General features: G+C 65.6%; 15 protein-coding genes. 3 read left to right on the top strand and 12 right to left on the bottom strand.

Translation table 11 applies throughout. The annotated features are described in order from the left end of the window. Window positions 1–66: 66 nt before the first annotated feature. From KSS95_RS04350 to KSS95_RS04330, 5 genes are all read right to left on the bottom strand, one after another. Entirely contained in the window at window positions 67–1,089 is a 1,023-nt protein-coding gene (locus KSS95_RS04350; RefSeq protein WP_217851974.1) for a putative 2-aminoethylphosphonate ABC transporter substrate-binding protein, read from the bottom strand. Window positions 1,090–1,119: 30 nt separating this feature from the next. Then, complete coding sequence (locus KSS95_RS04345; RefSeq protein ID WP_217851972.1) at window positions 1,120–2,844, bottom strand: putative 2-aminoethylphosphonate ABC transporter permease subunit; 1,725 nt, start codon at window positions 2,842–2,844, stop codon at window positions 1,120–1,122. 1 nt (window position 2,845) lies between these two features. After that, on the bottom strand, window positions 2,846–3,904 hold the full coding sequence (locus KSS95_RS04340; RefSeq protein ID WP_217851970.1) for a putative 2-aminoethylphosphonate ABC transporter ATP-binding protein: 1,059 nt from the start codon (window positions 3,902–3,904) through the stop codon (window positions 2,846–2,848). A gap of 1,010 nt (window positions 3,905–4,914) precedes the next feature. Continuing rightward, entirely contained in the window at window positions 4,915–5,784 is an 870-nt protein-coding gene (locus KSS95_RS04335) for a LysR family transcriptional regulator (RefSeq protein ID WP_217851968.1), read from the bottom strand. A 40-nt stretch (window positions 5,785–5,824) separates the two neighbouring features. Continuing rightward, window positions 5,825–8,071, bottom strand: a complete 2,247-nt coding sequence (locus KSS95_RS04330) for a heavy metal translocating P-type ATPase (protein ID WP_217851966.1) — start codon at window positions 8,069–8,071, stop codon at window positions 5,825–5,827. Window positions 8,072–8,259: 188 nt separating this feature from the next. Between KSS95_RS04330 and cadR the strand changes: the two genes are divergently transcribed. Next, window positions 8,260–8,703 carry a cadmium resistance transcriptional regulator CadR gene (gene cadR / locus KSS95_RS04325; protein ID WP_217851964.1) on the top strand — a complete coding sequence of 148 codons (444 nt, stop codon included), beginning with the start codon at window positions 8,260–8,262 and terminating at the stop codon, window positions 8,701–8,703. Window positions 8,704–8,844: 141 nt separating this feature from the next. On the opposite strand, the gene KSS95_RS04320 is transcribed toward cadR, so the two are convergent. The 3 genes from KSS95_RS04320 to KSS95_RS04310 are packed head-to-tail and all read right to left on the bottom strand — an operon-like array spanning window position 8,845 to window position 11,473. Beyond that, window positions 8,845–9,816 (bottom strand): thymidylate synthase, encoded by a 972-nt coding sequence (locus tag KSS95_RS04320; RefSeq protein WP_217851962.1) that lies wholly within the window; start codon window positions 9,814–9,816, stop codon window positions 8,845–8,847. A gap of 48 nt (window positions 9,817–9,864) precedes the next feature. Further along, window positions 9,865–10,674: a prolipoprotein diacylglyceryl transferase gene (gene lgt / locus KSS95_RS04315; protein WP_217851961.1), complete on the bottom strand. Its 810-nt coding sequence runs from the start codon at window positions 10,672–10,674 to the stop codon at window positions 9,865–9,867. 16 nt (window positions 10,675–10,690) lie between these two features. Next, the gene (locus tag KSS95_RS04310) at window positions 10,691–11,473 is read right to left on the bottom strand and encodes a sulfite exporter TauE/SafE family protein (protein WP_217851959.1); all 783 of its coding nucleotides are present in this window, start codon (window positions 11,471–11,473) and stop codon (window positions 10,691–10,693) included. 131 nt (window positions 11,474–11,604) lie between these two features. On the opposite strand from KSS95_RS04310, the gene KSS95_RS04305 reads away from it, so the two are divergent. After that, window positions 11,605–12,351, top strand: a complete 747-nt coding sequence (locus KSS95_RS04305; protein WP_217851957.1) for an NRDE family protein — start codon at window positions 11,605–11,607, stop codon at window positions 12,349–12,351. Window positions 12,352–12,464: 113 nt separating this feature from the next. Here KSS95_RS04305 and ptsP read toward each other — a convergent pair whose 3' ends face one another. The 4 genes from ptsP to ilvA all read right to left on the bottom strand — a co-directional run bounded on the left by ptsP (window position 12,465) and on the right by ilvA (window position 17,452). After that, window positions 12,465–14,738 carry a phosphoenolpyruvate--protein phosphotransferase gene (gene ptsP / locus KSS95_RS04300; RefSeq protein WP_217851955.1) on the bottom strand — a complete coding sequence of 758 codons (2,274 nt, stop codon included), beginning with the start codon at window positions 14,736–14,738 and terminating at the stop codon, window positions 12,465–12,467. A gap of 22 nt (window positions 14,739–14,760) precedes the next feature. Then, window positions 14,761–15,240, bottom strand: coding sequence for an RNA pyrophosphohydrolase (locus KSS95_RS04295; RefSeq protein WP_029614755.1), 480 nt, complete (start codon window positions 15,238–15,240; stop codon window positions 14,761–14,763). A 184-nt stretch (window positions 15,241–15,424) separates the two neighbouring features. Continuing rightward, complete coding sequence (locus KSS95_RS04290; protein ID WP_217851953.1) at window positions 15,425–15,850, bottom strand: DUF2269 domain-containing protein; 426 nt, start codon at window positions 15,848–15,850, stop codon at window positions 15,425–15,427. An 87-nt stretch (window positions 15,851–15,937) separates the two neighbouring features. Next, on the bottom strand, window positions 15,938–17,452 hold the full coding sequence (gene ilvA, locus KSS95_RS04285) for a threonine ammonia-lyase, biosynthetic (protein ID WP_134694061.1): 1,515 nt from the start codon (window positions 17,450–17,452) through the stop codon (window positions 15,938–15,940). Between the two features lie 133 nt (window positions 17,453–17,585). Here ilvA and rpiA point away from each other — a divergent pair, with 133 nt between their 5' ends. Further along, a complete protein-coding gene (rpiA, locus tag KSS95_RS04280) occupies window positions 17,586–18,260 on the top strand; it encodes a ribose-5-phosphate isomerase RpiA (protein WP_217851951.1) in 675 nt (224 codons plus the stop codon). Window positions 18,261–18,274: the final 14 nt, after the last annotated feature.

Below are 18,274 nucleotides of genomic sequence, written 5' to 3'. Positions count from 1 at the left end.
GCCGGCTCCTACAGCGACCGGTAGGAGCCGGCTTGCCGGCGAACGAGGCCGCAGGCCTCGCCGGGCCTACTGCTGCGCGACTTTCTCCGACTTGCCGTCATAGCGCTTGCGCCATTCGCTGAGGATCTGGTCACGGTTTTTCGAGGCCCAGGCGAAGTCGTTCTTGATCAGGCGCTGCTCATAGTCGGCCGGCAGCTCGGTCTGCGGCTTGGCGATCCCTGGCGCGGCGAGCACGGCGAAGTTCTCCTTGTACAGTTCCATCGCCGCCGGGCTGGCCGAGAAGTCGGCCAGGCGCTTGGCCGCGTCGGTCTTGGGCGAGCCTTTGATCAGCGCCGTGGCCTCGATCTCCCAGCCCAGGCCCTCCTTCGGCAGCACGATGTCCAACGGCGCGCCCTGGCGCTTGAGCTGCACCGCCGGGTATTCGAACGAGATCCCGATCGGGAATTCGCCAGCCGCTGCCAGCTTGCACGGCTTGGAGCCGGAGTGAACGTACTGGCCGATGTTCTGGTGCAGCGCATCCATGTAGGCCCAGCCCTGGGGCTCGCCAAAGGTCTGCAGCCAGGCGCTGACGTCGAGGAAACCAGTGCCGGAGGAGGCCGGGTTGGGCATGACGATCTTGCCTTTGTATTCAGGCTTGGTCAGGTCCTGCCAGCTCACCGGCTTGCTCAGGCCCTGTTTTTCGGCCTCGACGGTGTTGAAGCAGAGGGTCGCGGCCCATACGTCCATGCCCACCCAGGCCGGCGGGTTGGCGGCGTCGCGGTAGTTTGCCGAGATCTTGCCCAGGTCTTTCGGTGCGTAGGCTTCAAGCATGCCGTTCTGGTCGAGGATGGCCAGGCTGGAAGCCGCCAGGCCCCATACCACGTCGGCCTGCGGGCGGTCTTTTTCGGCCAGAAGCTTGGCGGTGATGATGCCGGTGGAATCCCGTACCCACTTGATCTCGATGTCCGGGTTGGCCTTCTCGAAGGCCTGCTGGTAGCGCTTGAGCTGTTCGGCCTCCAGGGCGGTGTAGACGGTCAGCTGGGTGGCAGCCGAAGCTTGCAGGGTGAAGACGGCGGATACGGCAGCGGCAAGTGCGAAGGGCTTGAACATGGTGCGTTTCCTATGGGTATGGGCAGTCGGTCAGTGGCCGGGCGCGCGCTGGCGCCAAGCCTGGGAGCGGCGCAGCAGGCCGCGTGATGCGCCGGCCAGTACCAACGAAGCGGCGGCACTGGTGAGCAGGATCAGGGTGGACATGGCCGCGGCGCCGCCGACGTTGCCGGCATCGTCCATGTTCAGCACGGCGACGGCGGCAAGGATGGTGTCGGGGCTGTAGAGGAAGATCGCCGCCGACACCGTGGTCATCGCCGAGACGAACAGGTAGCGGATGATGTCCAGCAGCGCCGGCAGGCAGATCGGCACGGTGACGCGCACAAAGTGCTTGTACAGCGGCGCCTTGAGCGACAGCGCGGCGGCTTCGAACTCGCCGTCGAGCTGGCGCAGGGCGGTGGTGGCGGTCATCTGCGCGGTGGTCAGGTAGTGGGCGATGGTGCACACCACCAGCAGCGCCATGCTGCCGTAGAACACATGCAGCGGGTTGCCGGCCAGGTTGAAGAAGAACACGTAGCCCAGGCCCAGCACCAAGCCCGGCACCGCCATGGGGATGAAGCTGAGCAGGCGCAGCAGTTGGTTGAGCGGGCGCAGGCCCTGGGTCTTTTCCATCAGGTAGGCGCCGGTGAAGATCACCACGCTGCCGATCAGCGCCGTGCACAGGGCCATGGTCACGCTGTTGCGGTAGGCCAGCCAGCCGCCGCCGGCGGTGTCGTCGAACCTGTAGTGCTTGAGCGACAGCGACAGGTTGTAGGGCCAGAACTTGACCAGCGACGAGTACACCGCCATGCCGATCACCACCAACAGCACCGCGCACACCAGCAGCACGATGGCCAGAAAACAGTTGTCGCGCAGCTTCGACGGCTTAGGCTCGAACACCTGGGCGCGGCCACTCATGCCCTGGCCCTGGCGCCGGCGCAGCCAGGCGTCGACGGCAAAGCTGAGCAGCGCCGGCACCAGCAGCACCATGCCGATCAGCGCGCCGCGGCCAAACTGCTGCTGGCCGACCACCGCCTTGTAGGCTTCCAGCGCCAGTACCTGGTAATCGCCACCCACCACCACCGGCACGCCGAAGTCGGTGATGGTCAGGGTGAACACCAGGCAGAACGCGGCGAACACAGCCTGGCGCGTGGCTGGCCAGGTGATGCTGAAGAACGCCCGAGCAGGCCCGGCGCCCATGCTCGAGGCCGCATCGAACAGCCGTGCGTCGGCCAGCGACAGCGCCGACAGCAGGATCATCAAGGCATGGGGGAAGGTGTAGATGGCCTCGCCGAGGACGATGCCCCAGAAGCCGTAGATGTTGTCGCTGAGCAGCCCGCGCAGCAGGCCCTGGTTGCCGAACAGGTAGACCAGGGCGATGGCCGGCAGCATCGACGGTGCCAACAGCGGCAGCAACGAAATACCGCGCCATAGGCCCTTGGCCGGGATCAGCGTGCGTTGCAGGGCATAGGCGAACAGGTAGGCCAGCGGCACGACGATGAGCGCGACGGTGCCGGCCACCGACAGGCTGTTGCCGAGCAGCCAGTGGAAGTTGGCGCTGGCGAACAGTTCACGGGCGGCCGGCAAGCCACCGCCCTGCCCGGCCTCAGCGCTGAAGCCTTTCCAGAAGATCGCCAGCAGCGGCAGCAGCACCGCCAGCACCAGCAGGATCAGCAGCAGGCTCTTGCCACCGACGACGAACAGGCGATCACCCAGGGCGACCCCGTTGCGCGGCGCGGCCTTGGCCTGGGGGAGCGGCTGGCTCATGGACGCGGCCATCTCAGGCAAACACCTGCAGGCTGTGCGGCGGCAGCGCCACCCAGATGTCCTGCGAGCCCAGGCGCGGCATGGCCTCCGGCGCCAGCTCGGCGAGCAGCGCGTGGCCCGGCAGGGCCATGAGTTCGAAGCTCATGCGGCAGCGGTTGCCGAGGAAGGTGATTTCGCGGACTTTGGCCGGGAACAGGTTTTCCTCGTGCACCAGCGGGTTGACGGTGATCGCCTCGGGGCGGCAGAACAGGCGGCCGCTGCTGGCGCCCCCGGCGTTGCTCGCCAGGCGCATGTGCATGCCGCCGACCTGGGCATGGCTGTCGCCGCTGCGCTGGAACGGCAGCCAGTTGCCTTGGCCGACGAACTCGGCGACGAACGGCGTGGCCGGCTGGTCGTAGATTTCCTGGGGGGTGGCGTACTGCTCGACCTGGCCGTTGTTCATCACGGCGATGCGGTCGGCCATCAGCATGGCTTCGTCCTGGTTGTGGGTAACCATCAGGGTGGTGATGCCGAGCTGGCGCTGCAGTTGGCGCAGCTCGGTGCACAGGTGCTCGCGCACCCGGGCGTCGAGTGCCGACATCGGTTCGTCGAGCAGCAGCAGCGAGGGTTTGGGGGCCAGGGCGCGGGCCAGGGCGACGCGTTGTTGCTGGCCGCCGGACAATTGGCCGGGGTATTTCTTTTCGCTGCCCGAAAGGCCGACCAGTTCGAGCATTTCGGCGACCCGCTGGCGGGCGGCGTCGCGGCTGTCGCCGGTCAGGCCGTAGGCGATGTTGGCCTCGACGGTGAGGTTGGGGAACAGCGCGTAGGACTGGAACAGGATGCCGTAGTCGCGGGCCTGGGGTGGCAGTTCGGAGATGTCGCGCTCGCCGATGTGCAGGGTGCCGCGGTCCTGGCGCTCGAGCCCGGCGATGCAGCGCAGCAGGGTGGTCTTGCCGCAGCCGGAGGGGCCGAGCAGGCAGACCAGTTCGCCGGCGGCGATGTCGAGGGACACGTCGTTGAGCGCGGTGAAGGCGCCGAAGCGTTTGTGGATACCACGCACTTTCATCTGTGCGCCTGGGGTGACGTTGTTCATGGCCGGTCCTCATCGAAGCGATGGGGGCCATGCTAGGAAGGCTATGAGACGGTTGTATGGCGGTGAGGCCAAAGCGGCTGATAGTTGTATTGATGGATTTTGTACTAGCCATGCAAGTGCGAGCCGCTGGCTTTGGCTTTGGCTTTGGCTTTGGCTTTGGCTTTGGCTTTGGCTTTGGCGATCAAGAGGCTAGCGCCAACCCCAGCGAGCGACAGCTGCGCCAGCCCAGGCGCCGCCCGTATCTTCGCGACTTCAGGAGGCCGAACGCAGGCCTTGCGTAGGGAGGTGACGGGCATGGATGCCCGTCAAGCGCTGGGGCCCAGGATGGGCCCTACAGCGCGGTCCTCCCGGGAGCAAGGCCGGAGTGAGGGAACCCGGAGCGAAGCGTAGGGCCGGATGAATGGAGCGCAGCGTTTTTTGGTTACTTTTTGTCGCGTTTGACAAAAAGTGACTCGCCGTAAGGGCGAAAAGATGACTAAGCGTCGATATAGCCAATGAATGCGCTTACACCTGTAAATACACACACCGACCGACTTTGACTTTGACTTTGACTTTGACTTTGACTTTGACTTTGACTTTGACTTTGACTTTGACTTTCAGAGCGTGAGTTTTGAAAGCTATACGCGCATTCATTGGCGATGGCGACGCATAGTCACCTTTCCGCCCTTACGGCGGGTCCCTTTTTGAAGGATCAAAAAGGAACCAAAAAATCCTCGCTCCATTCATCCGGCCCCTACGCTTCGCTCCGGGGTCCCCTCGCTCCGTTCTTGCTCCCGTGGGTACCGCGCTGTACGCCCCATCCTGGGGCGCAGCGCTCGACGGCCATCCATGGCCGTCGCCCCACTACGCAAGAACTCCGCTCGGCCTCCTGAAGTCGCAATTTGTGTTGCCTGGACTATCGCGCGCTTAGAAGCAAAATCAAAAACAGAGCAAGAGCAAGAGCAAGAGCAAGAGCAAGAGCAAGGAAGTTGCGTTGTTATTTGTGGCTTTCGGTCAAGAGAAGAGTACTTTCAGAACTGCGATCCAACAACTTCCTGCGCCACCCCAAGAAACGCCGCCGGCAACCGCGCCTGACGCCGCTCTTTCAGGCAATACAGATACTCATGCATCACCGGCGCATTTTCCAACGCCAACACCCGTAACTCCGGGTTATGCGGCACTTCATGCCGGGCAATGACACTGACCCCGATATTGCGCAAAACCGCCTCGCGAATCGACTCCCGGCTGCCAATCTCCAGCAACGCCCCAGCCTTGACCCCCGCCTCCTGCATCATCTGTTCAGTCAGCTTGCGCGTGGTCGAACCGGCCTCGCGCATCAGCAGGCAATGCCCCGCCAGCGCATCGATCGACACCGCCTGACGCTGGGCCAACGGGTGGTTGCGATGCACCGCCAGCACCAACGGATCAGTCCCCAACACTCGCCGCACCAACCGCGCATCCTCAAGCAGCTGCGAAGAGGCCGCGATGTCCACCCGGTAATCCTCCAGCATCTGCAACACCTGCTGCGAATTGCCAATCTCCACCGCCACCTCCACCTGGGGCAGACGCTCGCGGAAGATCTTCACCAGGTCGAGGATGTAGTACGGCGCGGTGGCAGCGATGCGCAAGCTGCCCTGGGCCTGGCCGCTGTTACGCAGCTCGAACTCGATGTCCGCCTCCTGCTGCAACAACGCCTTGACCAACGGCAGCAAGCGCACACCCTCCTCGCTCAATACCAGACGCCGACCACCCCGATAGAACAGCTCGACGTTGTACTGGCTCTCAAGGTTGCGAATCTGCGTGGTCACCGTCGGCTGGCTGAGCCCAAGCTTCTTCGCCGCCAAGGTGACGCTGCCCAGGCGGGCCACCATGTAGAAGGCTTTGAGCTCGGCACTGAGCATTGTGAATAACCTCGCATTGAACAGATCCGCGCCTACCCTGCTACTTGCGCAGCAGGCGCAGGCCGTTGAACACCACCAGCAAGCTCACCCCCATGTCGGCGAACACCGCCATCCACATGGTCGCCATGCCCGCGAAGGTGATCGCCAGGAAAATCGCCTTGATCCCCAGGGCCAGCACGATGTTCTGGGTGAGGATCGCCCCACATTGGCGCGACAGCCTGACGAACGCCGGGATTTTGCGCAAGTCATCGTCCATCAACGCCACGTCGGCGGTCTCGATGGCCGTGTCGGTACCCGCGGCGGCCATGGCGAAGCCGATTTCGGCGCGGGCCAGGGCCGGCGCGTCGTTGATGCCGTCACCGACCATGCCGACACGGTGCTGCTGGGCGTACAGGGCTTCGATGCTGGCCAGCTTGTCCGCCGGCAGCAGGTTGCCCTCGGCGCGGTCGATCCCCACCTGGGCGGCGATCGCCTGGGCGGTGTGCGGATTGTCGCCGGTCAGCATGACCGTCTTGATACCCAACTCATGCAACTCGGCTATCGCCTCGCGGCTGCTGTCCTTGACCGTGTCGGCCACGGCGAACAGCGCCAGCGGGCCACTGCGATCGAGCAGCAACACCACGGTCTTGCCCTGGCGCTCCAGCACGTCCAACTGCGCCTCCAACTGCGCCGAGCACAAACCCAGCTCCTCGACCAGGCGATGGTTGCCCAGGTGGTAGGTCTGACCGTCGATATCACCGCGCACACCACGCCCGGCCAGCGCCGCGAATTCGCTGACTTCGCTCAGGACCAGCCCCTGGTCCTTGGCGAACAGGGCGATGGCACCGGACACCGGGTGGTCGGAGCGGGCCGCCAGGCTGGCGGCCAGGGCCTGGGCGCGGTCTTCGAACAGCCTGTCGAGCACTTGGCTGTCGGTCTGCACCGGCTTGCCGTGGGTGATGGTGCCGGTCTTGTCCAGGGCCAGGTAGTCCAGCTTGCGACCGCCTTCCAGGTACACCCCGCCCTTGATCAGGATGCCCTTGCGCGCCGCCGCGGCCAGGCCGCTGACGATGGTCACCGGGGTGGAGATCACCAGCGCGCACGGGCAGGCCACCACCAGCAGCACCAGGGCCCGGTAGATCCAGTCGAACCAGGCACCGGCCATGAACAGCGGCGGGATGATCGCTACCGCCAGGGCCACGGCGAACACCACCGGGGTATAGATGCGCGAGAACTGGTCGACGAAGCGCTGGGTCGGCGCACGGGCGCCCTGGGCTTCTTCGACCGCCTTGATGATGCGCGCCAGGGTCGACTGGCCAGCGCCCGCGGTGACACGGTATTCCAGCGAACCCGCCTGGTTGATGGTGCCGGCGAACAGCTTGTCGCCCACGGCTTTCTCCACTGGCAGGCTTTCGCCGGTGATCGGCGCCTGGTCGACGCTGGACTGGCCACTGACCACCTCGCCGTCCAGGCCGATACGCTCGCCTGGGCGCACCCGCACCAGGGCACCGATGGCCACCTCGCGCACATCGACTTCGCGCCACTGGCCATCGGCCTGCTGTACGGTGGCCATGTCCGGCGCCAGCTGCATCAACCCGCCAATGGCATTGCGCGCGCGGTCCAGCGAGCGCGCCTCGATCAGCTCGGCGACGGTGAACAGCACCATCACCATCGCCGCTTCCGGCCACTGGCCGATCAGCACGGCGCCGGTCACGGCGATGCTCATCAGCGCGTTGATATTGAGGTTGCGGTTTTTCAGGGCGATCCAGCCCTTCTTGTAGGTGCCCAGGCCACAGCCGATGATCGCGGCCAAGGCCAGCGCGGCCACCAGCCACTCCGGGGCCTTGCCAGAGAAGTGCGCAAGCTCTGCGGCGATGGCGGCAACCCCCGACAAGGCCAGCGGCCACCAGCGGGTCTTGGCGGCCTGGGGCGCAGCGGCGCTGCCATCGTCCTCGGCGGCCAGCGGCTCGGCCTTCATGCCCAGGCTGTCGATGGCCCGCTCGATCTCGGCGGTATCGCCCAGGGTGTGGCGCACGCCGAGCACCCGGTTGATCAGATTGAACTCCAGTTGCTCGATGCCGGCCAGCTTGCCCAGCTTGTCCTGGATCAGGGTCTGCTCGGTGGGGCAATCCATGGCCTCGATGCGAAAGCGACTGAGGCGCGCCTGGTCGCTGGCCTTCTCGGTCAATTGCACCTTGGCCGGCGCGGCGTGAGAGCCGCAGCAACTGTGCGCATGGGGTTCGTGGCCATGACCCTGTTCACCATGGTCGTGGTCATGCTTGTGTTCGGGGCTGACAGGCTGGTTCATGGCATCGTCCTTAAAGGGTGCTTGCTTCCTGTAGGAGCCAGCCTAGCTGGCGAAAGCGTCCGCCCAGGCAAAGGTGCCGTTCCTGCTGACGCCTTCGCCGGCAAGCCGGCTCCTACGGGGAGGGTTGTTGCCAAGTGAACACCCTGTAGCCACTATAGGGTCAAGCCCCTTGCTGGAGATTTGCCATCATGAAGATCGGAGAGCTGGCCAAAGCCACCGACTGCGCGGTCGAGACCATTCGCTATTACGAGCGTGAACAGCTGCTGCCAGAGCCTGCGCGCAGCGACGGCAACTACCGGGTGTATACCCAGGCGCATGTCGAGCGGCTGACCTTCATCCGCAACTGCCGCACCCTGGACATGACCCTGGACGAAATTCGCAGCCTGCTGAACCTGCGCGACAGCCCGGACAGCTCGTGCGGCAGCGTCAATGCGCTGATCGACGAGCATATCGAACATGTGCAGGCGAGGATCGATGGGTTGCTGGCGCTGCAGACGCAGCTGGTGGAGTTGAGGCGCCAGTGCAACGCGCAGGGGGCGGAGTGCGCGATCTTGCAGCAGTTGGAGACCACTGGGGCAGTGTCGGTGCCGGAGACCGAGCATTCCCATGTAGGCAGAAGCCACGGGCATTGAAAGTACTGGGGGCGCTGCGTACCCCTTTCGCGACTCAAGGCCGCTGCCACAGGTACGGCGCAGTTTCAGGTTCTGCGCCATACCTGTGGCAGCGGCCTTGTGCCGCGATGGGCTGCGAGGCAGCCCCGGCGATCTGAAAAACTACACCGCCATCGGCGCCGTCATCGGCGCATGGTGCTCGTAGCCTTCCAGCCAGAAGTCGCTCGGCTCGATCTTCTCCAGCCACTGCGGCTCATACTTGCCAGTCTTGGCGAACTCCGGCACACGGTCGCTGATCACCAGCTTCGGCGCCGCCAGCGGCTCGCGCTTCATCTGCTCGCCCAGCATGTCCAGGTGGTTCTCGTACACATGGGCATCGCCGATGAAATAGGTGAACCAGCGCGGGGTGTAGCCAGTCAGGCGACCGAACAGCGACAGCAGCGCCGCGCCTTCGGTGAGGTTGAACGGCGTGCCCAGGCCCAGGTCGTTGGAGCGGATGTAGAGCGTCAGGGAGATTTCCTTGGTCTCGACATTCGGGTGGAACTGGTACAGCAAGTGGCACGGCGGCAGGGCCATCTCGTCGAGCTGGGCGCAGTTCCAGCCGTGGAACAGGATGCGCCGGCTGCCCGGGTCGTTGACGATGGTGTCCAGGCACTGGCGCACCTGGTCGATGGCCTTGTACAGGATGACGAACGCCTGGCCGTCCTCCTCGTCCCTGGCGATCTGGCGGAAGCCCGCCTGTTCGGCCATTTCGATGGCCGCCGGGTTGCTCAGCGGGATGCGCTTGTAGCCCGGCCACTGGCGCCACTGCACGCCGTAGATCTCGCCGAGGTCGTCATGGCCCTGGCGGAACGGGTTGGCCAGCCACTGGGCATTCTCGTTGGCGTTCTGGTCCCAGACCTTGCAGCCCAGGTCGCGGAACTCGCCAGCGTTCTTCACGCTGCGCAAAAAGCCCACCATCTCGCCGATCGCCGACTTGAACGCCAGCTTGCGCGTGGTGATGGCCGGGAAGCCTTTTTGCAGGTCGAAGCGCAGCATGGCGCCCGGCAGGCTGATGGTGCGCACGCCGGTGCGGTTCTGCTGCAGCGTGCCGTTGTCGATGACGTCACGGACCAGGTCTAGATACTGTTTCATGGCTTACCTGTAGCAAGAACGGCAGGGGGATCGCCCCTGCCGTGGGAATCAAACGGTGGCCTTGGCCGTCGGTTTGCGGTTGTAGGCCAGCCAGATCAGGAAGATGCCGCCGACGATCATCGGCACGCAGAGCAACTGACCCATGGTCAACCAGCCGAAGGCGATGTAGCCGAGCTGGGCGTCGGGTACCCGCACGAACTCCACGATGAAGCGGAAAATGCCGTAGAACAGCGCGAACATGCCGGAAACCGCCATGGTCGGGCGCGGCTTGCGCGAGTACAGCCAAAGGATGGCGAATAATGCCACACCTTCGAGGGCGAACTGGTACAGCTGCGACGGGTGACGTGGCAACTGGGCCGGGTCGCTGAACGGCGGGAACACCATGGCCCACGGCACATCGGTGGCCTTGCCCCACAGCTCGGCGTTGATGAAGTTGCCAATGCGCCCGGCGCCCAGGCCGATCGGCACCAGCGGGGCGACGAAGTCCATCAGCTCGAAGAACGACTTGTTGTTGCGCTTGCCGAACCACAGCGCCGCCAGCATCACGCCGATAAAGCCGCCGTGGAACGACATGCCGCCCTTCCACACCTCGAAGATCAGCGTCGGGTTGGCCAGGTACTGGTGCAGGTCGTAGAACAGCACGTAGCCCAGGCGGCCGCCGACGATCACCCCCATCGACAACCAGAACACCAGGTCGGAGAGTTTCTCGCGGTTCCAGCTCGGGTCGAAGCGGTTCAGCCGGCGCGAGGCCAGCAGCCAGGCGCCGCCGATGCCGATCAGGTACATCAGGCCGTACCAGTGGATTTTCAGCGGCCCGAGGGCCACGGCCACGGGGTCGATCTGCGGGTAAGGCAGCATGGTTATTCCTCTTGGTTCAAATCAGGAAGCTCAGGCCGACGCAGAACAGCAACGCGGCGAACAGGCGCTTGAGCAGACGCGGCGACAACTTGTGCGCCAGGCGCGCACCGAAGCGGGCGAAGAACATGCTGGTCACGGCGATGCCGAGCAGCGCCGGCAGGTATACGTAACCGAGGCTGTGCGCCGGCAGGTGGGTTTCGTGCCAGCCCAGCCACATGAAGCTCAGGGCACTGGCCAGGGCGATCGGCAGGCCGCAGGCCGACGAAGTCGCCACCGCCTGCTGCATGGGCAGGCTGCGCCAGGTCAGGAACGGCACGGTCAAGGAGCCGCCACCGATGCCGAAGATCGCCGAGGCCCAGCCGATCACCCCGCCAGCGGCACTCAGGCCCGGCTTGCCGGGGATGCCGCGGCTGGCCTTGGGCTTGAAGTCCAGGGCCATCTGCACGGCGATCACCAGGGCGAACACGCCGATGATCTTCTGCAGTATCGGGCCCTGGATCAACGAGGCGGTCTTGGCCCCGACCAGCGCGCCGAGCAGGATGCCCAGGGTCATCCAGGCGAAGATCGGCCACTGCACCGCGCCCTTGCGCTGGTGCTCGAGCACGGCGTTGATCGAGGTGAAGACGATGGTCGCCAGCGAGGTACCGACGGCCAGGTGGGTCAGCACTGCCGGGTCGAAGCCCTGCAGGGTGAAACTGAACACCAGCACCGGCACGATGATGATGCCGCCGCCCACGCCGAACAGCCCGGCCAGCACTCCGGCGCAGGCACCCAACAGCAGATACAGTACGAATTCCATTCGCCGCCCCTGTGGAAAACAATCCGGCATGGTAACGGAAGCCAAGCCCGGCGCTCTAGTGAACTCTGTGTCAGATGATGGATAGCGGCCGGCAGCGCGGGTAGAGTGGCCGAAAACACAGGGGACAACCTATGTGCCTGATCGTATTCGCCTGGCGGCCGGGGCATGCCTTGCCGCTGATCGTCGCGGCCAACCGCGACGAGTTCTATGCCCGGCCGACCCAGGCCCTGGCCGCCTGGGAGGATGCCCCGGGGGTGCATGCCGGGCGCGACCTGGAAGCCGGCGGCACCTGGCTGGGTATCGGCCCGGGCGGGCGCTTCGCGGCGCTGACCAACATCCGCGCCCCAGGCCAGCCGGTGGGGCCGCGCTCACGGGGCGAGTTGGTGGCGGCGTACCTGCAAGGCGAGCTGGGGGTGGAGGCCTACCTGGACCAGGTGGCCAGCCGTAGCGGGCACTACGCGGGGTTCAACCTGCTGGTGGGAGACAGCGAGCGGCTGGGCTACCTGCATGGCCGAGAGCCGGCGCCACGCTTGTTGGACGCCGGGGTCTACGGGCTGTCGAATGCCGGGCTGGATACGCCTTGGCCGAAGCTGGTGAAGGCCCGCAGTGGGTTGGAGGGATTGCTTGAGAGCGCCGATCCACAGCGGCTATTGGCGCTGCTGGGCGATACACAGCCTGCGTTGGACGGCGACCTACCTGAGACTGGAGTGGGGCTGGCCACCGAGCGACTGCTGTCGAGCGTGTTCATTGCCAGCCAGAACTACGGGACGCGGGCGAGCACGGTGCTGATCGTGGACGGCCAGGGGCGGCGGCGGATGGTCGAGCGCAGTTTCGGGCCGTTTGGCGGGCACCTCGGGGAGGTCAGCCTGGAGGTTTGAGGTGGTTTACGGACGGTTCGCCGGCAAAGCCGGCTCCTACAGGATAGGCGTAACGCCGCGACCGTCGTAGGAGCCGGCTTTGCCGGCGAAAGGGCCCGTCCAGGCGCCGCGAATCAGAGGGTCTTGTTCGGCCCGATCATCCGCGCCAGGCCAAGGTTCTTCAGCGCCAGTTGCAACGAGCTGTGGATAACTTGCGGGTTGTCGTGGCTCATGGCGTCGGCCAGCAACTCGCGGGCCTTGCCCAGGTTGACCTGGCGCAGCATCCACTTGACCTTCGGCAGGTTGGTGGCGTTCATCGACAAGCTGTCGAAGCCCATGGCCATCAACAGGATCGCCGCCGCCGGGTCCCCGGCCATTTCGCCGCAGATGCTCACCGGCTTGCCTTCCTCGTGGGCGACGCTGACCACCGTCTGCAACGCTTGCAGCACCGCCGGGTGCAGGTAGTCGTAGAGGTCGGCGACCCGTGGATTGTTGCGGTCCACCGCCAGCAGGTACTGGGTCAGGTCGTTGGAGCCGACCGACAGGAAGTCCACCTGGCGCGCCAGTTCGCGGGTCTGGTACACCGCGGCCGGAATCTCCACCATCACCCCCACCGGCGGCATCGGCACGTCGGTACCTTCGTCCCGCACCTCGCCCCAGGCGCGGTGGATCAGGTGCTGGGCTTCTTCCAGCTCGTGGATGCCGGAAATCATCGGCAGCAGGATGCGCAGGTTGTTCAGGCCCTCGCTGGCCTTGAGCATGGCGCGGGTCTGCACCAGGAAGATTTCCGGGTGGTCGAGGGTCACGCGAATGCCGCGCCAGCCAAGGAACGGGTTCTCTTCCTTGATCGGGAAGTACGACAGCGACTTGTCGCCGCCGATGTCGAGGCTGCGCATGGTCACCGGCAGCGGGTGGAAGGCCTGCAACTGCTCGCGGTAGATCGCCAGCTGTTCCTTCTCGCTGGGGAAGCGCTGGTTGATCATGAACGGCACTTCGGTGCGGTACAGGCCGACGCCCTCGGCGCCACGCTGCTGGGCGCGGGCGACATCGGCGAGCAGGCCGGTGTTGACCCACAGCGGCATGCGATGGCCGTCAGGGGTGATGCAGGGCAGCTCGCGCAGGGCGTCGAGGCCCTTGGCCAGTTGGCGCTCCTCCTCGACCACGTCGCTGTACTGCTTGCGCAGCACTTCGCCGGGGTTGGTGAACACCTCGCCCTTGTAGCCGTCGACGATCAGCTCGATGCCATCGACCTTCGAATACGGCAGGTCGACCAGGCCCATGACGGTGGGAATGCCCATGGCCCGGGCGAGGATCGCCACATGGGAGTTACCCGAGCCGAGCACCGACACCAGGCCCACCAGCTTGCCTTCCGGCACCTCGCCAAGCATGGCCGGGGTCAGCTCCTCGCTGACCAGGATGGTGTTGTCCTGGTACACCAGCGACTGCGAGCGCGCTTCCTGCAGGTAGGCGAGCAGGCGCCGGCCGAGGTCCTTGACGTCGGAGGCACGCTCGCGCAGGTAGTCGTCGTCCATCAGTTCGAAGCGGTTGACGTGCTCGCCGACCACCTGGCGCAGCGCGCCCTGGGCCCACTGGCCGGTCTTGATGACCTCGATCACCTCGCCACCGAGGGCGGCGTCCTCGAGCATCATCAGGTACACATCGAACAGCGCGCGCTCCTCGGGGCGCAGCTGGGTGGCCAGCTTGGCCGACAGCTTGCGCATGTCCTCGCGCACGCCTTCAAGGGCGTTGTTGAACAGTTTCAGTTCGTTGTCGATGTCCTCGACGGTCTTGTCCGGCACCACTTCCAGGTCGGCGGGGGGCAGCATCACCACGGCACGGCCGACCGCCGCGCCGGGCGAACCCGGCACGCCGACGAAGCGCGCCTCCTGAATGCCCTTGCCCTGGCGCCCCAGGCCACGGATCGAGCCGGTGGCCTCGGCGTGGGCGATCACCCCGGCGAGCTGGGCGCTCATGGTGACCAGGAAGGCTTCCTCGCCCTCGTCGAACTGGCGGCGCTCCTTCTGCTGGATGACCAGCACCCCGACCACCCGGCGGTGGTGGATGATCGGCGCACCGAGGAAGGAGGCGAATTTCTCTTCGCCGGTCTCGGCGAAGTAGCGGTAGCGGGGGTGGTCGGCGGCGTTCTCCAGGTTGAGCGGCTCCTCGCGGGTGCCGACCAGGCCGACCAGGCCCTCGTTGGGGGCCATGCTGACCTTGCCGATGGAGCGCTTGTTCAGGCCCTCGGTGGCCATCAGCACGAAGCGGTTGCTGTCCGGGTCGAGCAGGTACACCGAGCAGACCTGGCTGCCCATGGCTTCCTTGACGCGCAAGACAATGATCCCCAACGCCGTCTTGAGATCTTTGGCGGAGTTCACTTCCTGGACGATCTTGCGCAGCGTATTGAGCATGGCTCGGGGTCGGACTCCGTCGTCAGTCGCGCGTCAGCAGGCGCGGGGCTAGCTCTTTCAGGGCGCGTCGGTACACCTCGCGCTTGAATGTCACCACCTGGCCCAGCGGATACCAGTAGCTGACCCAGCGCCAGCCGTCGAATTCCGGTTTGCCGGTGAGGTCCATGCGTACCCGTTGCTCGTTGCTCACCAGGCGCAGCAGGAACCACTTCTGTTTCTGGCCGATGCACAGCGGTTGGCTGTGGGTGCGCACCAGGCGCTGGGGTAAACGATAACGCAACCAGCCACGGGTGCAGGCAAGAATTTCCACATCCTCGCGCTCCAGGCCCACTTCTTCGTTCAGCTCGCGGTACAGGGCGTCTTCCGGCGTTTCATCAGGGTTGATGCCACCCTGGGGAAACTGCCAGGCATCCTGGTTGATCCGCCGAGCCCATAGCACCTGCCCGGCATCATTCGTAAGAATGATCCCGACATTGGGGCGAAAACCATCCGGGTCGATCACGGCAGCAACCTCGCAAACGCATGTCGCCGCATTGTTCCACAAAGCCCGAGCGCGCAGCAACGCGCCCGCCACGCTTATCTGCGGCGCGCTGAAAACGCCGTGTTGCACGGGAAGAGCCAGCGTTGCTGGCGAATCGCCGTCGAGCGCGCCAGCAAGGCTGGCTCTTCCAGGTGGGCGCAGGCCTTCAGACTGGCTTGGCGCCCATCAGGCCGGCGATGGACAGGAAGCACACACCACTGAACAGCGCCAACGCCAGGGTGAACTTCAGGCCCACCGCCTCGGCCTTGCGCAGGCGGTTCAGGCGCACCAGCAACCACCACACGGCGAACGCGCCAACGCTGTAGATGACGCTGGAGGCCAGCACCCAGGTCTGCCCCAGGGGCCAACCCACCAGGTGCACCAGCCACCAGCCGGTGAACGGCATGCTCACCAGGCACAGGCCCATCAGCAGCCAGACGAACAGCAGCGGCCGGCGCAGCAGCTTGGCATAGGCCTCGCGGTCACCCTTGCGGCGGGCCAGCCAGGTCCAGGTCGCCAGGCCCAGGGCGCCGAGCAGCAGCACGGCGGTGGCGAGGATGTGCAGGGTCTTGAGGGTGGTCAGGTGTTCCATTTTGCGTTCGTCCTTCTTGCTGATGGCCGCATCGCGGGGCACGTCGCATCGGCGTGCCGCCGCGCCCACGGGGCCGGTGTGGCGTGTTCAGCCCAAGAATAGCCGGTACGCCGGGTTCTCGGTTTCGTCCCAGTAGGGGTAGCCGATCTTGGCCAGTGCCGCCGGCACCAGGTGGCGTTCTTCCTCCGGCACTTGCAGGCCCGCGACCACGCGGCCATCGGCGGCGCCGTGGTTGCGGTAGTGGAACATCGAGATGTTCCAGCGCCCACCCAGCTTGTTGAGGAAGTTGAACAGCGCACCCGGTCGCTCGGGGAATTCGAAGCGCAGCACCATCTCGTCGCTGGCCCCGGCCGAGTGGCCGCCGACCATGTGGCGAATATGCAGCTTGGCCAGTTCGTTGTCGGTCAGGTCGGTTACCGGGAAGCCCTGCTCGCCCAGTTGCTGCACCAAGGCGGCACGCGGGTCGGTTTCCGGGTGGGTCTGCACGCCAACGAAGATGTGCGCCTCGTCGGAGGTGTGCTTGCGGTAGTTGAATTCGGTGATCTGGCGCTTGCCGATGGCCTCGCAGAAGGCCTTGAAGCTGCCCGGACGCTCGGGAATGGTCACGGCGATGATCGCCTCGCGCTTCTCACCCAGTTCGGCGCGCTCGGCCACGTGGCGCAGGCGGTCGAAATTGACGTTGGCGCCTGAGTCGATGGCCACCAGGGTCTGCCCGGCAACGCCCTTGAGCTCGACGTACTTCTTGATCCCGGCTACGCCCAAAGCGCCGGCAGGCTCGGTGATCGAGCGGGTATCGTCGTAGATATCCTTGATTGCCGCGCAGATCTCGTCGGTACTGACGGTGATCACCTCATCCACGTGATGACGGCAGATGTCGAAGGTGTGCTGGCCGATCTGCGCCACGGCCACGCCATCGGCGAACAGCCCGACCTGGGGCAACACCACGCGCTCACCGGCGGCCATGGCGGCCTGCAGGCAGTTGGAATCGTCCGGTTCGACACCGATCACCTTGATTTCCGGGCGCAGGTACTTCACGTAGGCGGCGATGCCGGCGATCAGGCCGCCGCCGCCGACCGGCACGAAGATCGCGTCCAGCTGGCCCGGGTGCTGGCGCAGGATCTCCATGGCCACCGTGCCCTGCCCGGCGATGGTGTGCGGGTCGTCGTAGGGGTGGATGTAGACGAAGCCTTTTTCCTCGACCAGCTTCAGCGAGTAGGCCAGCGCCTCGGGGAAGGAGTCGCCGTGCAGCACCACCTTGCCGCCCCGCGAACGCACGCCTTCGACCTTGATCTCCGGGGTGGTCTTGGGCATCACGATGGTCGCCTTGATCCCCAGTTCGCGGGCCGCCAGGGCCACGCCCTGGGCGTGGTTGCCGGCCGAGGCGGTGACCACGCCGCGGGCCAGTTCCTCGGCACTGAGCTGCGCCAGCTTGTTGTAGGCCCCACGGATCTTGAACGAGAACACCGGCTGCAGGTCCTCGCGCTTGAGCAGCACCGTGTTGCCCAGGCGCTTGCTCAATTGCCCGGCGCTGTGCAGCGGGGTTTCGACGGCAACGTCGTAGACGCGCGAGGTGAGGATCTTCTTGACGTACTGTTCGAGCATCGGAAAGCTTCACTGGGCCGCGGGACAAGGGCTGGGAGTCTACCGCAGCGCTACGTCGGGCGACCACAGCAACGCCGCGCGAGCCGTTATACTAGGCAACTTTCGATATCCGCCCGCCCCTCCCGGAGCCCGCATGACCCAGGACCAACTCAAACAGGCCGTCGCCCAGGCCGCCGTCGACCTCATCCTGCCGAAACTGGACGACAAAAGCGTCGTCGGTGTCGGCACCGGCTCGACCGCCAACTTCTTCATCGACGCCCTGGCCCAGCACAAGAGCGCCTTCGACGGCGCCGTCGCCAGCTCCGAGGCCACCGCCCAGCGCCTGAAGGGCCACGGCATTGCGGTATACGAGCTGAACAGCGTCAGCGAGCTGGAGTTCTACGTCGACGGCGCCGACGAAAGCGACGCCCACCTCAACCTGATCAAGGGCGGCGGCGCGGCCCTGACCCGCGAGAAGATCGTCGCGGCAGTGGCCAAGACCTTCATCTGCATTGCCGACGCCAGCAAGCTGGTGCCGGTGCTCGGCGCCTTCCCGCTGCCGGTCGAAGTGATCCCGATGGCCCGCAGCCACGTCGCGCGCCAGCTGGTCAAGCTGGGCGGCGACCCGGTCTATCGCGAAGGCGTGGTCACCGACAACGGCAACGTCATCCTCGATGTGCACAACCTGCAGATCAGCGACCCGGTGGCGCTGGAAAGCCAGATCAACGCCATCGTCGGCGTGGTCACCAACGGCCTGTTCGCCGCGCGCCCAGCCGATGTGCTGCTGCTGGGTACCGCTGAAGGCGTGAAGACCCTCAAGGCCGAGTAAACAGGCCAGGCAAG

The sequence above is a fragment of the Pseudomonas muyukensis genome (assembly GCF_019139535.1).
Lineage (GTDB): Bacteria > Pseudomonadota > Gammaproteobacteria > Pseudomonadales > Pseudomonadaceae > Aquipseudomonas > Aquipseudomonas muyukensis.
This window is presented reverse-complemented; position numbering and strand designations above follow the sequence as displayed.